This window comes from Paraliomyxa miuraensis (assembly GCF_026337845.1).
GTDB lineage: Bacteria > Myxococcota_A > Polyangia > Nannocystales > Nannocystaceae > Paraliomyxa > Paraliomyxa miuraensis.
Window position 1 is genome coordinate 385560 of record NZ_JAOVZF010000162.1, and the last position, 14955, is coordinate 400514.

Here is a 14955-nt window from a genome sequence, read left to right on the forward strand (position 1 = left end):
CATCATCTCGCCAAGGCGCCGATGGCCCGGACCAGCTCGCCTCGTAGCTCTTCACCCTCCGCGATCGATTCGGCTCGCTCGTCGTCGGCGAGCGAGGGAGCGAGCTCGAGCGCTCGCTCCACCCGCTCGAGCGCTTCGCGGGGTCGACCCGCGGCGTATGCGGCTCGGCTCCATAGCAAGAGGGTCTCCACTCGACGACGATCCTGCTGGGCCAGCGCATCGAGGATCTCGAGCGCCGCCTCGTGATCGCTCATCGCCTGCTCGAAGCGCCCCTGGGTGGAGTGCAGCTCGCCGAGCCGATTGAGCAGCCGGGCGGCCTCGACCTCCGAGTCGCGGCCAAGCCGGAGCAGCATTTCTCGGGCCCGCTGATAGTGTTGCTCGGCCTCGTCGGCCTTTCCCTGCCTGCGGCGGACCTCCGCCAGCGAGCGGAACAATCTGAACCGAATCTCGTCGTTGCTGGGAGTGTGCTCGTTGCTTGCGAGGATTTGGAGGGCACGCCGATATTGCTCGGCCGCTGGCTCATCGCGACCGCGGCGCTCGAGGTTGGCCCCGAGGCTCATGCGCGCCTGGGCAACCCACGGGTGGTCGGAGCCATAGAGGGCTTCCCAGTGGCCAATCGCCTGCTGGAGGTGGAACTCGCCCTTCTCGGTCCTTCCCTGTCGATTGCGCAGCACACCGAGATTGGTGTGTAGCTCGGCCAGCAGCTCGCGTTGGGACGGTAGGGCCTCGAGGATCTCGCGTGCTCGCTCGTACTGGGCTTCGGCGGCGTCGGTCCGGCGTTGTTCCATCAGCACCACCCCCAAGTTGATGCGCTGATATGCGACCTGCGGGTGTCCGCGGCCGAGCACCTCGATGCGCAGCGCGAGCGCGCGCTCGTAGTACGCCTGGGCTTGCGGTAGTCGACCCTGGCGTCGGAGCACCTGCCCGAGGCCATTGAGCGGCACGATCAGGGCGGGATCGTCGTCCTTCACTCGGGCATCGAGCAGCGCGAGCGCGTCGCGATAGCGCTGCTCGGCCTCGGCAAGCTGACCGCGCTGCACCAACACCTGGGCGAGCACGACAAGGGACTCGGCCTCGAGCTGGCCGCCGGGATCGTGGCGCTTCGCGAGCGACTCGGCGGTCGAGCCTAGCCACAGCCCGGCGTCGCTCTGGGCCTGGCTCACCCCTACCAGGTAGGCCAGGCTGATCGCGGCCTCAAGCGCGACCTTGCCCAGGCCGAGCTCTAGGGCCCGCTCGTAGGCTTCTCCCAGGCGGGCTCGGGCGGGATCGATCCGACCGTCGGCGAGCAGCACGAGGCCTTCGACGGCGTGGATCTCGGTCAACAGCGTGGGCTCGTCGAGGGACTCTGCTTCGACGAGCACCGCTGCGAGCTCCTGCTGGGCCTCGCCGAGCTTGGTGGCTCGCTCGAGGATTCGAGCCACCTGCAGCCGTCCCCGCAGCTCGCTGATCCGTTCCGCTCGTTCGGGTGCTCGCGCGAGGCCGACGCCGTCGGCGGGTGCGGCTTCGAGGCAGCTGTCGAGGCCGGGCAGGCTCGCGACAACATCGGCCGCTTGCTCGGTGGTGCCAGCATCGGCCTCCTCGAGCAGCGCAATGGTCCGATCCAGCGTGCCCCTCAGGGTCTCGAGGCAGCGCCGTCGCGGCCCATCCGGCCCCGCACCGACCTCGCAGGCGGCAACGTGGGAGGACGCGAGCGCGTCGACGTAGAGGTCGAGCCGAGGCTCGACCTTCGACCACAGCTCCGGGGCATAGGGCAGCTCGCTCGCGGCCATCCTCGCGCGCACCCGGGCCTTGCGCTCGGGACTCCAGACTGCGGCCGCTTCTCCTCCGGTCTGTTCGCAATTCGCGGCGTCGACCCCCGATGTCGGGGTCATGAACGTCCAGGCAATGCCGCCGATGGCGAGGACCCACGGTATCCAGTGTGCCTTCCTGCGTCGAAGATGACGCTCGAGCTCGGCGAGCAACGCGGGTATCGAGGGCCAGCGTGCCTCGGGGGAGCCCGACAGGCCCCGCCAAAGCGCCCGGATGAGCCATCGCGGTGCGTGGCGATCGCCAGGAGGGGGCAGCGGTTCGATCGCCTCACCCGAGGCGAGCCGCAACAGCGTGCCCACGGGGTTGCGGGTGAACGGAAGCTGGCCGAACAACGCCTCATAGAGCGACACACAGAACGAGAATTGATCGCTGCGCGCATCGACGACCCCCCCGGCCACCTGCTCCGGAGCCATGTAGGCCCTCGTCCCAACGATCGATCTCGTCTGCGTGATCCTCTCCTGTAGCGCGTTGGTGGTCGGCTCGAGCTCGGCTCGCCCCCCAGGCACGGGCTCGCCGTCGTGGCGCACCAGGCCGAAGTCGAGCACACGCACGTGTCCCGTCTCGTCGAGGATGCAGTTGGCCGGCTTGAAGTCGCGGTGGACGAGACCCGCCGCGTGCACGGCAGCCAGGCCCCGACCGGCCTGCACGTAGGTCTCGACGCACTGCCGCCAGGGGTGGCCCGGGTGTTGCCACCGCTGGAGCGTCTCGCCCGCGACGAGCTCCATTGCGATGAACAGCCGATCGGAGGTCTCGCCGATCTCGAAGATCTGCACCACGTTGGGGTGCGATACGCGAGCAAGGGCCTGGGCCTCTCGCATCATCCGGCCCTCGTGCATACCCGGCAGCATGACCTTGATTGCCACCTGGCGATCGAGCGAGGGATCGTAGGCACGCAGCACCGAGCTCATGCCACCTCGTCCCAGCAGGCCCAGCACGATGAACCGATCGATGTGGCTCGGCAGGGCGTGGAAGTCGCCCGCCGCGGGTTCGGGCTGCGAGGAGGCCAAGTCGTCGTTGGTCTGCGTCGACTCCACGCCGCCCTCGTCAACCCAGCGCAGGGGGACCCAGCGTAAGGGCGGCCACCGTGGTGGGTCAAGCGACCGCCGCACTCCGTCCGAGCGGTAGAGCACGGCGGCATACGAGCACCCATCAACCGTCGTCGTCATCGTATGGATCATCGATGAGGATGTCCGGCAGCTCGCCCGGCCGCTCTTGCGGCTCGTCGCCGACGTCGGTGAGGTCGCCGTGCCCGAGCTGCCCGGCATCGTTGAGTCCCCATGAACGCAAGCCACCATGATCGAGCACCGCGAACGTCGTATTGGCGGTGGGGCCCGCGAGCACGGCCATGCCGAGGTGCTCGCCCAGGTCGAGGGGGTCGACCTCGGAGGGAAGCTCGTCGTCGCCGACGTCGCCGGTATGACCAAGGCCGAGCTGACCGTGCTGGTTGTCTCCCCAGCAGCGAATCGTTCGGTCTTCCAGCAGGGCGCAGGTGTGCCGAGCGCCTGCGACGAGATCGATCGCTGTTCCACCGACGTCGACGTCGGGGAGCTCGGAGGCGAGAGCCTTCGTCTGGGTCGAGACGCTCGAGCCATGGCCGAGCCGACCGCTGCCGTTGCTGCCCCAGCAGCGTATGGCCCCGGTCTCCAGCAAGGCACAGGTGTGCGCCTCGCCAGCCGCCACCGCGATCACGGCGTGACCCAGGTCGATCTCGTCTACCACGGGGCCGCTGCCGTCGTGCTCCCGGCCGAGCTGACCCTCTTCGTTGCGGCCCCAGCACTGCACGAGCCCCGTGTCGAGCACCGCGCACGCATGCTGGGCGCCGGCGGTAACGTGGATCGCCACCCCTGCGAGCTCGATCGGCTGGCTTGCAGAGGGCAGTTCGTCGTTGCCGATGCGATCTATGTCGTCACGGCCGAGCTGGCCGCAGCCGTTGTTCCCCCAGCACCGAACGTCGCCGTCGAGCATGCGGGCGCAGGCGAAGTCGGCTCCTGCGCTCACCTCGACCGCGGGCCCGGAGAGCTCGATCGACGAGGGCACCAACGCGAGGATGAAGGCCGACGCATTCGTGCTCCCCGCTGGGGCTACACCGCAGGACTCGTCGGGGATCGATCCCCAAGCGTACACCTCGCCCGCGTCGGTCAGAGCCACTCGATGGCCCAGCCCGGTCCCGATCTGACGGGCGGGGCTGGGGAGCACGAAGGACTCGATGGTGGCTGGAGCGCCTGCGTCGCCGTGGCCCCAGCACGCGATGGCTCCCGCCCCGGTCACCACGCACGTGTCGTCTTCACCAGGGCCGACGTCGGCCACCACGCCCGCCGCACCGAGGCGGAAGCTCGGCTCGACGGCTCCATCCAACGCAAGCTCTCCATCACACGCGGTCGCGCAGATGGTGATGATTGGGCCGATGTGGGCAATCTTGCCCATTGGCACGCTCTGTCCACGGTTGCTCATGGTCGTCCTCCCGCGAGCGCACCCGGAGGACCACGTCGTGCGAGGAACAGGCGAACCATTCGCCTGCGCTCGCACGGAACGACACCGCTACCCAGCGACCATCATGGCTCGTCCGGCTCGGCGGCGAGGCCGATTCAGACGATGAGAGGGTCGAGCGTCGCGACCCTTGCCCTCGATGAGTACGGTTCCCTCGTGGCTCCTGGTGAGCTCACCGGGGATGTGGAGCGAGCCGAGCAAGTGTCGGCCGAAATCGTCGGAAATCGTCGGCGGTGCTCGGGGTAGCGAAGGGCACGCGGCTATCGGCCGACCCGGAGCCGGGCGACCCCCAGACGCAGCTGGTTGGAGCTCCGCCGACGCTCCACGAGCCGGTCGATGTCGTAGACCCCGGCATCGGCGAACTCGCGGCGGGCCCGGTGGATCCACAGCTTGATCCGCTCGCGATCCACCTTCAATTGCGAGACGAGATCTTCGAGGTGGATCCAGCCATGCTCCGATTCCTCGAGATCGGGTCGGCGCTGATCCTCGAGCCGCGCCCGGGCCAGGGTGAGCAGCAGGACGTCGTGGGCACGCGGGGTCACGGTCACTCGACGTGTGCCCTGGTGGATCTCGACCTCTACGTGCTCCTCGTCGCGGCTCACGTGGAACTCCAGCGCGATGCTGGACACCGTCATCACCAGGCCGTCCTCCTCGGTTCCCTCCACCGAGCCGGGCAGGTGCACGATCCAACGGCGGCCGCCGGCCCACAGCTGCTCCTGCGGGACGAGCTTGCGCGGCTCGTCGTCGGTCTCGAGCCACCAGCCATCGCCCAAGCGCTCGAACAGCGTCAGCTCGCCCTGCTCCTCCGAGGGCAAGCACAGCATCCCTTGGTGAGCGCCGACGATGGTGCCCTCGTCGTCGATCGCCAGAAGGCCCGGCGGGGATCGATCCACGAGTGTGTAACGATGCTCGTCGGTACCGAACATGACCTCGGCGCCCAACTCGATGGGCTGGCGCTGCTTGGGCACCAGAGCGGAGCCGTCGAGGTGGGTACCGTTGCGGCTGTCGAGATCGCGAATGGTCCAGCAACTGCCGTCCCACACCAGCTCGGCGTGCACTCCCGAGACCCGCGCGCTCGGCAGGCGGAGGTGACAGGCATCCGAGCGCCCCACGAGGGTTCGGGCCGCCAGCGGAATGCGTCCGCCGCTCTGCTGGTGTTGGAGCGCGCCCACAGTGCCGGCAACGATGCTATCAAGCGTGGTCGAGCCAGTCCTCGAGCCCCGGAGATGCCGGGCACGTGGGGAGAATCGGCTCCGTATGGGCGCACGAGGACGTTTCGACGCCCGCTCAGCGCAATGGACGCAGGAATCGCCGGTGGCCTCGCCATCGTGCTCGAGATCCATCATGATCATGGGCGGGGTGGTGGAGCGTGGGGGCGGCTTGCGGCTGGAGGATTCGTGCGAGTCGGCGACTACGAGCCACGAGGATCCCGGCCCGCTCGACCAGGTGAGGCCCGCGCTCGGCGGGGTGGTCGACGCAGCCGAGCAGGCCCGGGTGTTCGAGGCGTTGTTCGAGGTGCCCGCCGAGCGCCCCTGGCTCGGGCGTTACGAGGTGCTGGGCATCGTGGGACGAGGCGGCATGGGCGTGGTGCTCGAGGCATTCGACCGCACGCTGAACCGCCGGATCGCGCTCAAGGTGCTGCTTCCCGAACTCGACACGCAGCGCCTGCTGCGGGAGGCCCAGGCGCTGGCCAAGCTCTCGCACCCCAACGTGGTGCAGGTCTACGAGGCGGGGGTGGTCGAGGATCAGGCCTTCATCGCAATGGAGCTGGTCGAGGGCCAATCGCTGCGGGAGTGGCTGCGGGAGGAGCCAAGACCCTCTTGGCGCGACTGTGTGGAGGTGTTCCTGCAGGTGGGCGAGGGCCTCGCTGCTGCACACGCCGCCGGGCTGGTCCACCGGGACTTCAAGCCCGACAACGCGATCATCGACGACCACGGACGCGTGCGAGTGCTCGACTTCGGGCTGGCCCGCCAGCTCGACGGGCCAGCCGAGAGCATCACCGAGCAGCGGTCCGCGCCGCGATTCGAGCCCGAGCTCGAGCCCACCGTGCTCGAGGCCTCGCTCACGCGGAGCGGCACGGTGCTGGGGACCCTGGAGTACATGCCGCTCGAGCAGCTCGACGGACGCGAAGCGGATGCGCGCAGCGATCAGTTCAGCTTCTGTGTCGCCTTGTTCGAAGCGCTCCATGGCGAGCGACCGTTCGAGGACGGCTCACGGCAGGAGCGGGTCACTGCGCTCCAGGAGGGCCGCATGCGTCCGCCTCCCCCGGGGAATCGGGTGCCCAACGCGGTGCGCGACGTGGTGCTGCGCGGGCTGGCAGCGTCGCCCGACGAGCGCTGGCCCTCGATGGATGCGCTGCTGGCCAGGCTGCGGCGGCTGACGTCGCCGCGCTCGGGTTGGCGGTGGCTGACGTCCATGGGCCTGGCGGGGACGATGGCCGCCGGGGTCGCGCTCTGGCCACGGATGGGCCCGTGCGACGCTCTGCACGACGCCGGGTTCGCGGCATGGGACGAGCCGGCTCGCGCTGCGGTGGAGCAGGGCCTGCTCGCGGTGGAGCTCCCATTTGCGCCCAAGGTCTGGGAGCAGACCAGGCAGGCCCTCGATCGCTATGCTGCGACGTGGTCGGACGCGCGGCTGCAGGCCTGCGAGGCGGCGCACGTCGACCACACCATCGGGCTCCAGACCTACGAGCTACGGCTGGCCTGCCTCGATCGCAGGCAAGAGCGGGCGAGCGCGCTGGTGCAGCAACTCGTCACCGCCAATGCGCCAACCCTCGCGCGGGCGATCCAGGCGGTCCAGGCCCTGCCTCCGATCGAGCCGTGCAACGACGGTGAGGGGCTCAGACGCATCGAAGACGAGGTGCCCGAGCATCTCGACCAGACCAGCGCCGAGGCTCGCCGGCTGGTGAGCGAGGCGTGGGCCCTGCACCAGGCCGGACGCTCGCGCGAGGGGGCCGAGCGAGCCGAGCAGGCGATCGAGCACGCCAGGCCCCTGGGTGAGGTCTCCGTGGCCCTGGGCGAGGCCTACCTCGTTCGGGGGCAGATCCACCAGGAGGCCCGTCGCCTCCCGGCCACGCGACGCGACTACCATGCCGCGCTCGAGCTTGCCGAGCGCACCCGCGACACCGAGCTGCAGCTCGACGTCCTCCATGGGCTCGTGCTGCTCGCGGGCCGCGAGCAGGATCGGTCGACGGCCGAGGCCTGGATGGTGCAGGCGCGAGGCAAGCTCTCCCATGCGTCGAACGAGCCGAGCCGGCGCATCGCCTTGCGCCACGCCGAGGGCTACGTGGCGTACTGGGCATCGGAGCATGCCGCCGCGCTCGAGCGGCTCGAGCCCGTCGAGGCCTACTATCGAGAGCACGCCGCGCTCGAGCCCCAGCTCGCCAAGGTCCTGGGCGTCGTCGGGGCCGCGAGAACGGCCCTGGGTGAGCTCGACGCTGCGCTCGAGGCCCACCAGGAGCAGCTCGAGCTCGCCGAGGGGGCGGGCGACTACCTCACGGTGACGTCGGCCCACCACGAGCTCGCCATCGTCCACGTCGCGCGCGGCGATCTCGATACGGCCGAGGAGCACTTTGGGCTGGCGCTGGCGCTGTTCGCCTCGATCTTCGGTCCCGGGGCGCCTGCGGCCGTCCAGTCTCGCATCGGCCTCATTCAGGTCCACGCGTATCGTGGCGAGCTCGAGCTCGCCCTCGAGCATGCCCGACTCGCTCGCGAGGCCCTGGCGAGCAACCCCGAAGCAGAGCTCGATCTGCGGGGTCAGGTCATGCTCACCTCGGGAGCTCTGGCCATGGCCAGGGGCCAGCACGAGGACGCGCTATCGTACAATGAGCAGGCCCGCGAGACGTTCGCCGCGATGCCCGAGCCCGATCCCGTTGCGCTCGCGATGGTCGACAGCAACCTCGGCGATTGCCATCGGCACCTGGCCCACCATGACGCCGCCCGCGGCAGCTACGAGCGCGCCCTGGTCACGCTGCGCGAGCACGTCGACGACGACTCTCCCTACTGGATCCGCCCGCTGCTCGGGCTCGGATCGCTGCACCAGGACCAGGGAGCCCACCTGCAGGCACTCGAGCCGCTGGAGCGCGCGCTCGGGCTTCTCGGCGGTGCGCAGGCGGAGCCGGAGCTCGGTGCCTCGGTGCGCTGGCACCTGGGCCGAGCGCTCGTCGAGGCGGATCGGGACCGACTCCGTGGCCTCGAGCTCGTGCAGCAGGGCCGCCGGGAGTTCGAGTTGCTCGCCAGGGCCGACGCAGTGACCGAGATCGATGCCTGGCTCACCGCTTGTGGTGAGTCCTGTCAGCCAGCTCCCCGATGACTCGGGAGCAACGACCCCTCTACCGGAACCAACAGACGAAATGGCGACCGTCACCATCACCCGAGACTCCAACGACGACTACTACGGCCAAGGCGACGGGGACTCCGGCCCAACTGCCCTCGGCGCGAACGAGAGCACGGCACCGGACCTGCACTTCATGGGCTCGGGATCATGGCCCATCGACGCTGGCTCCTTCTCGCTCTGCCTGGCCGAGGATGGGAATTGCACCGCGCAATCCACCTACGACGAGAACGACACGGTCGGCGTCCTGGGCCCGGGGATCGAGAACATCATCGGTTACTTCAAGGTCAAGTCCTCGATTCGGTGACGAAGCGGTCGAGCGCCCATTCGCTCGGCAATCAAGCATGACCGCGTGGGTCCTCGGCGGAGGAGTCGTGGTCCACGCCGCCCTTCTCGTCCGGAGCTCTTCGGGCCATGGGTGCGACCGGCTGCAACGCGCTGCAACCGGCTGCAACTGCATGGGCCCTTCGGGCTTGCGACGGTCCATACCGGAGCTGCATGCTCTTGCGGGGACATCTCGGTTGCCAGGCGTCTGATCAGAAACGTCCGGGTACGACAAACGCACCCGGCCCACCGTTGCGGTGGCCCATCGATCCCGGGACAATGTCGAGGTCATGCCGGCTCGTCGACGGTCGCTCCTCCTCTTGCTGCCGAGTCTCGCGTGCGTGAGCGCCCCGCCAGGATCGGGCACCACCGGCGAGCCCGAGTCGACGGGTCCGCATCCCGCATCCTTCCTCCGACGGGACCACCTCGGTGCTGTCGACCCCTGGACAGCGACTGGGGGGTCGCTGGGCGACAGCCATCTGTACCGGCTGGACATGGACGGCTCGATGACCGACCTGGGTGATATGGGCTCTTCCGGCTGCACCAACCTCGGCGCCCCCTGGACCGACGGCGTGGATCTGCCGGTCCCGAGCTGACCGTCCCCCTCATGCTCGCACACGACCGCGAGCTCCGCTTCGTCGACGAGCACATCCTCCTCGACGTAGCTCGTCACCGCCAATGCGCAAACACTCACGCGGGGATCCAGGGGTCCACGCCGGGCTCGCGCGAGACCGTCATCGGTTGCAGCCGGTTGCAGTCGGTTGCAACAGGTTGCGATGATCCGTTCCAATTGCTTTGCGAACGCCGTTGTCGGGCTCGAAAACGGTGGATGCGGTCGTTGTGCCGACATTTGACGATGTAGTATCTCGTTACTACCTTGAGACTGTCTCGTCTGCCGGACTGCAGCGAGACAGAAGAGACAAGACAATGGTCATTACCCGTTCATCCGACGCGCCCCGCACCTTCCAGACGGAGGGGTCCTTCACTCTCGACCCCACGGAATCCAGGGTCCTCCTGAGCTTCCAAGGAACGCTCGAGATCGAGAACCTCTCCAAGGAGCAGAAGGTCGACTACACGATCTCCAACCAACAAACCAACGAGGTCATCGGCAAGGACACCATCGACTTCCAGCCGGGTCAGAATACCAAAATCGTCGAGATCAAGAATGTGGTCCCCCGGCTCAAGGTCGAAAACTCCTCGACGAACCTGGCCAAGCTCAAGGTCGAAGTCGGCTGACATTGCAGAGGTCGGCCCGTGCTCATCGTGCCATGAGCATGGTCGCACCCTTCGAAAACCATGAACCCCGTGCACGATCCGAACGATGACCCATGACAAGCCATACGAGTCCTGCATCGTAAACTCTCACAATGAGTGGGATCCGCTGGAAGAGGTCATCGTCGGCGTGCTCGGGGGGGCCTGCCACCCGTCGTGGGAGATGGGATTCGAAGCGACCACCCCGGTCGAGATCCTCGAGCGGTCGCGGCGACTCCAGCTCACTCATGGTGGCATGGCAGAGGCTCCGGAGCAAGAGGAGATCGCCGAGCGAGAACTCGAAGGGTTCGTTGCAGCGCTCGAAGGGGCTGGTGTCACGGTCCGGCGACCTGATCCCTTCAATCACGCACGCCCCCATGTCACGCCGCACTGGGCGATTTCTGGTGGCAACTGTCAGGCAAACCCGCGTGATGTGCTGATCGTCCTTGGCGAGGAGATCCTCGAGGCACCGATGGCCTTGCGCTCGCGCTACTTCGAGTTCCTTGCCTATCGCCGGCTGGTCAAGGAGTATTTTCGCCGCGGCGCTGGTTGGGCCACGGCCCCCAAGCCCGAACTGTCCTCGAGGACGTATGACGCGTACTTCCAGCGGGGGCGGGGTTACGTGACCACGGATTTCGAGCCCGTATTCGATGCGGCGGATATGTCTCGCTTTGGTCGGGACGTCTTCATCCAGCGGAGCCACGTGACCAATGACATGGGCATCGATTGGTTACGCCGGCACCTGGAACCGCGCGGCTATCGCCTACATCGCATCGAATTCGAGGACTACCGTGCCGAACACATCGATGCGACGTTCGTGCCGCTGGCACCGGGAAAGCTGATGGTCAACCCCGAGCGTCCCATCAAGGAGTTACCGAAGATCTTCGCAAGGAGCGACTGGGAGATCCGTGAAGCACCGCTCTCCACGTTTCCCTCGACCCACCCCAAGCACTCATCCTTTCGCTGGTTCAACATGAACCTGTTCAGCCTCGACGAGAATCGAGTGTTCGTCGAGCAGAACGAGGAACCCATGATCGAATTCTTGCAGAATTGGGGGTTCGAGCCGATCGCGCTACCATTTCGCAACGTCTATCGGTATGGTGGTAGCTTCCACTGTGCGACGGTCGACATTCGCCGTAGGGGAACGCGGCAGGAGTACTTCCATGAGTAAGGATGCTCGGCCAGTGCAGCGCGGTACACCCATGGAACTCAAGCTCATTGCACTGCCCTGGTCCGCCTACGAACGACCGGCCGCCGCCCTCGGGGTGCTCAAGGCCTACGTGCGTGCCCACCGGCCAGCCGTGGACGTCGAATACATCTGTGCCTACCTCCCGAGCACACGATCCTGGTGACCAAGGGCGGTTGCGATGTGCTGACCAGGCAACCCGACTCCCTGGTCCTGCAACGATTCATCGAAGCTCTCGCGACCTGATTCTCCGTTTTTTCATGTGCATGCCCATGCCTGACTCATCGAGTTCCATGGTTTCGGAGCGAGCATCTACTCTGAGGGCTTTGGCGTCGAGGCTGGATTCCGAGCGTCGACGACGGTTCGACGAACTCGAGTCGACCGGGTTGGTGGGTGTACGGGTCGATGAGTGCAGGGGCGCCCATATCCGCGTCGGTGGTGATTGGGTCGTCTCGTTCACCCACATGGACTACCTCGGCCTGACGACGCTCCCCTGGGTACGTGAGCAAGCACGGGAGCGCCAGGACCGTATGTGGCCGCTCGCGAGCGTTCCAGCCCGCTTGGGACGAGATGCTCGCATGAGCAGGCTCGAGGCTCGACTCTCCGACTGGACCGGGTTCGAGTCCGCATTGATCTTTCCTTCGACCTTGCACGCACTGACGGACGTGCTGTGGACCGTGGCTCGGCCCGGTGACGTGGTGTGGCTGGATCGTTGGATCTACTCGCTCGGTCGGCAGTGCAGCGCGGCCGCGACGGGCCGTGGCGCGTTGCTCTTCGAGTTGCCCCACAATGACATCTCGGATCTCTCGAAGACCGTCGAGCGATCACCGAACACTGCGCAGATCTACCTCTGCGATGGCCTCTACGCACATGATGGCAGCCAAGCACCACTTGCTCGGGTCTTGCCGCTGGTCGAGCAGGGAGCTGGATGGGTCATCGTCGATGATGCACACGGCCTGGGCACGGTTGGCGTCGAGCCGTCCGCGGCCACCCCGCATGGCCGTGGTGGCGGCGGGGTCGTGCGACACCAGGGGATCGAGTCGGCCTCGGTCGTCTACGTCAGCAGCCTGGCCAAGAACCTGGGGGTATCGATGGCCATGGTGGCGGGCAGCAGGGCCTTCATCGACGTGCTGCGCAAGGCCGCAGGACACCTCGAACACAGCAGCCCGCCCTCGGCCTGGAGCCTGTGCATGGCCGAGATCCTCGAGGATGCCCAGCGCCGTTTCGGCGAGCAACAACGATCGCTCGTGCTGCGTCACGTCACTCGGCTCCGAGATGGCTTGCTCGAGACCGGGCTCGTCCCGCTGCACCAGACCCTCTTCCCCATTCAGACCCTGGCCTTTCGGACCGCTCGTACCGCTTTGAACGCTGCGCGCCTGTTGCTCTCGCGCGGCATCTGGGTCGCCTTCGACCGCGCTCCCGATGATTTCCGGGAGGGAGCCGTGCTTCGCATCGTGCTGACGGCCCGCCATGACGACGCTTGCATTGATGGGCTGCTCGCTGCTGTCGCCGAGCTGGCCAAGGAGCCGAAGATTCGCGGTGAGTTGTACACCCACGCGATGTGAGGCGCACCAGGTAGCCTGCAAGGCCCGACCCGACCCCAGTTCCTCGACGGGAGCCCGAAGCAGGTGTGGTCGAGGCTCGCATGGTTCTACGAGATGGAGACCTGGGCCGAGACCGAGGTGCAGGCCACCCGCGAGCGCTTCCTCGCCGAGGCGGATGGCATGCTCCACGCCGACGGCACGATCCCCTGTCGCATGACCCATCGACGGGTGCGCTGCCGACGAGCACGGTGAGAGCCGACCAGATTCGAGGCACCTGCCTCGTTTCGAGACACCTGCTCGCCCTCGGGCTCGTGGCCAAGCTCGCGGCTCGCCAGCATCCACGGCCCTGGCACGGCTCATGCTCACTGCCCCCACTCGCATGAGCACCGCCAAGAACCTCGAGCCCCATCGTCCCCCTCACTTGCGCGCCGTCTCGTCCGACGAGAGCCTGCCGTCCTTCGATCCCTACGCGGCGTGGCGTACGGGCAAGCCGGCCGAGGATCCCGAGAAGACCAAGCGCTGGGGCATCGTGACGGCCAAGCCCTCGGAGTACCTCGTGCACATGCGGCGCGGCAAGATCCGTCGCCGCAGCACGGGGCAGGGGGCGAGCTGCTTCAAGCTGCCGTGGGACTCGGTGGCGGTGATCCCCACCACCATCAACCGCCTGCAGTTCACCGCCGATCAGGTCACGCTCGAGAAGGTCGGCATGCGGGTGACGGGCCTGGCCGTGTATCGCATCGTGGAGCCCGAGATCGCGTTTCGCATGCTGAACTTCTCGTACGCCGAGCGGGCGTCGCAGAAGCTCGCGGAGATCATGCGGGAGATGTTCGTGGGGGCAACGCGGCGTCACGTGGCCAACCTGCGGGTCGAGGACGTGATGACGCGGCGCAAGGATGCGATTGCGGGCGAGCTCCTGGCCGAGCTCGCGCCGGTGCTGGCCGGCCGGGGACAGGTGGACGACTCGACGGCGATGGGGTGGGGGGTGGTGCTCGACACGGTGGAGATCCAGGACGTGCGGGTGCTGTCCGAGGAGGTGTTCGCCAACATGCAGGCCACCTATCGCGCCGAGCTGGCCGCGCGTGCCCGCGAGGCGCAGCTCGAGCGCGAGGCGTTGGTGGCCGCGCGGGAGACCGAGCACGCACGCGCGCTGGAGAAGGCGCAGCTCGAGGCGGAGGCCGAGCGGCGGAGGCTGCGGGCGGCGGCCGAGAGCCGGTCGACGGAGATCGAGCTGTCCGAGGAGGGCAAGCGCGCCGAGCTGCGGGCGGCGGCCGAGCGGGTGACGATCGAGCGCGAGCGGGCCGAGAAGATCGCCCGGCTGCAGGCCGAGGCGGCGGTGAAGGCCGAGGAGGCCGAGCGCGTCGAGCAGGCGCGGCGCACGGCGCTGGAGCGACAGGCCCGGCTGCTCGAGGCGCAGCAGCAGCTCGACGCGAGGGAGCACGCCACGGCGTTGATGCGCCAGCAGCAGGAGGCGGAGCGACGCAACGCGCAGGCCGAGGCCGATCGGGCCCACGAGGATGCGGCGGCCGAAGCCCAGGCGCAGCTGCGTCGCCGACAGCTCGAGCTCGATCGGCTGACCGGCGAGCTCGAGAGCGCGCTGGCGCTGGCGCGACGCCGGGTGGACGACACCGTGTCGCCCGAGCGCATCCAGCTCGAGCTGGTCTCGCGCACCCTGCCCGCGATGGCCGAGGCGTTCGCGCAGCAGATCGGCGAGCTGAGGGTCACGCAGATTGGAACCAGCGACGATCCCTCGACCATGCTGGTGCGCGGGATGGCCCAGATGATCGAGGTCGCGCGCGGTCTGGGCCTGCGCCTGCCGGGCACGGACACCGGGCCGGTGGCCCGATAGGGTCCTCGATCCTCACGCGTTGCGTCGTACGGAGTACGGACGTTGGGCTGGGCTACCAATCGACGGTTGATCGAATGTTCACCCTCGCCGCGGTCTCAACGTGTTTCTTGACCGCGCGGGGCGGGGGGTGACAAGGTGGTCGCGCGCACGCACCCCCGCTCTCGCTCTGCTCCCTC

General features: G+C 67.9%; 11 protein-coding genes. 8 read left to right on the plus strand and 3 right to left on the minus strand.

The features are described 5' to 3' along the window. Window positions 1–2: 2 nt before the first annotated feature. From OEB96_RS39075 to OEB96_RS39085, 3 genes are all read right to left on the minus strand, one after another. Window positions 3–2975: a serine/threonine-protein kinase gene (locus OEB96_RS39075; RefSeq protein ID WP_266221999.1), complete on the minus strand. Its 2973-nt coding sequence runs from the start codon at window positions 2973–2975 to the stop codon at window positions 3–5. Further along, window positions 2959–4260, minus strand: coding sequence for an RCC1 domain-containing protein (locus tag OEB96_RS39080; RefSeq protein ID WP_266222000.1), 1302 nt, complete (start codon window positions 4258–4260; stop codon window positions 2959–2961). The genes OEB96_RS39075 and OEB96_RS39080 overlap by 17 nt, the downstream gene beginning before the upstream one ends. A gap of 296 nt (window positions 4261–4556) precedes the next feature. After that, the gene (locus tag OEB96_RS39085; protein WP_266222001.1) at window positions 4557–5468 is read right to left on the minus strand and encodes an FHA domain-containing protein; all 912 of its coding nucleotides are present in this window, start codon (window positions 5466–5468) and stop codon (window positions 4557–4559) included. A gap of 172 nt (window positions 5469–5640) precedes the next feature. Between OEB96_RS39085 and OEB96_RS39090 the strand changes: the two genes are divergently transcribed. The 8 genes from OEB96_RS39090 to OEB96_RS39125 all read left to right on the plus strand — a co-directional run bounded on the left by OEB96_RS39090 (window position 5641) and on the right by OEB96_RS39125 (window position 14779). After that, window positions 5641–8607 carry a protein kinase domain-containing protein gene (locus OEB96_RS39090; protein ID WP_266222002.1) on the plus strand — a complete coding sequence of 989 codons (2967 nt, stop codon included), beginning with the start codon at window positions 5641–5643 and terminating at the stop codon, window positions 8605–8607. Between the two features lie 40 nt (window positions 8608–8647). Then, entirely contained in the window at window positions 8648–8935 is a 288-nt protein-coding gene (locus tag OEB96_RS39095) for a hypothetical protein (protein ID WP_266222003.1), read from the plus strand. Between the two features lie 944 nt (window positions 8936–9879). Continuing rightward, window positions 9880–10188 (plus strand): hypothetical protein, encoded by a 309-nt coding sequence (locus OEB96_RS39100; RefSeq protein WP_266222004.1) that lies wholly within the window; start codon window positions 9880–9882, stop codon window positions 10186–10188. Window positions 10189–10273: 85 nt separating this feature from the next. After that, complete coding sequence (locus OEB96_RS39105) at window positions 10274–11374, plus strand: hypothetical protein (protein WP_266222005.1); 1101 nt, start codon at window positions 10274–10276, stop codon at window positions 11372–11374. Between the two features lie 13 nt (window positions 11375–11387). Further along, on the plus strand, window positions 11388–11555 hold the full coding sequence (locus OEB96_RS39110; protein ID WP_266222006.1) for a hypothetical protein: 168 nt from the start codon (window positions 11388–11390) through the stop codon (window positions 11553–11555). A 10-nt stretch (window positions 11556–11565) separates the two neighbouring features. Beyond that, on the plus strand, window positions 11566–12954 hold the full coding sequence (locus tag OEB96_RS39115) for an aminotransferase class I/II-fold pyridoxal phosphate-dependent enzyme (RefSeq protein ID WP_266222007.1): 1389 nt from the start codon (window positions 11566–11568) through the stop codon (window positions 12952–12954). Between the two features lie 63 nt (window positions 12955–13017). Further along, window positions 13018–13185, plus strand: coding sequence for a hypothetical protein (locus OEB96_RS39120; protein ID WP_266222008.1), 168 nt, complete (start codon window positions 13018–13020; stop codon window positions 13183–13185). 127 nt (window positions 13186–13312) lie between these two features. Next, complete coding sequence (locus tag OEB96_RS39125; RefSeq protein ID WP_266222009.1) at window positions 13313–14779, plus strand: SPFH domain-containing protein; 1467 nt, start codon at window positions 13313–13315, stop codon at window positions 14777–14779. The last annotated feature ends 176 nt before the right edge of the window (window positions 14780–14955 follow it).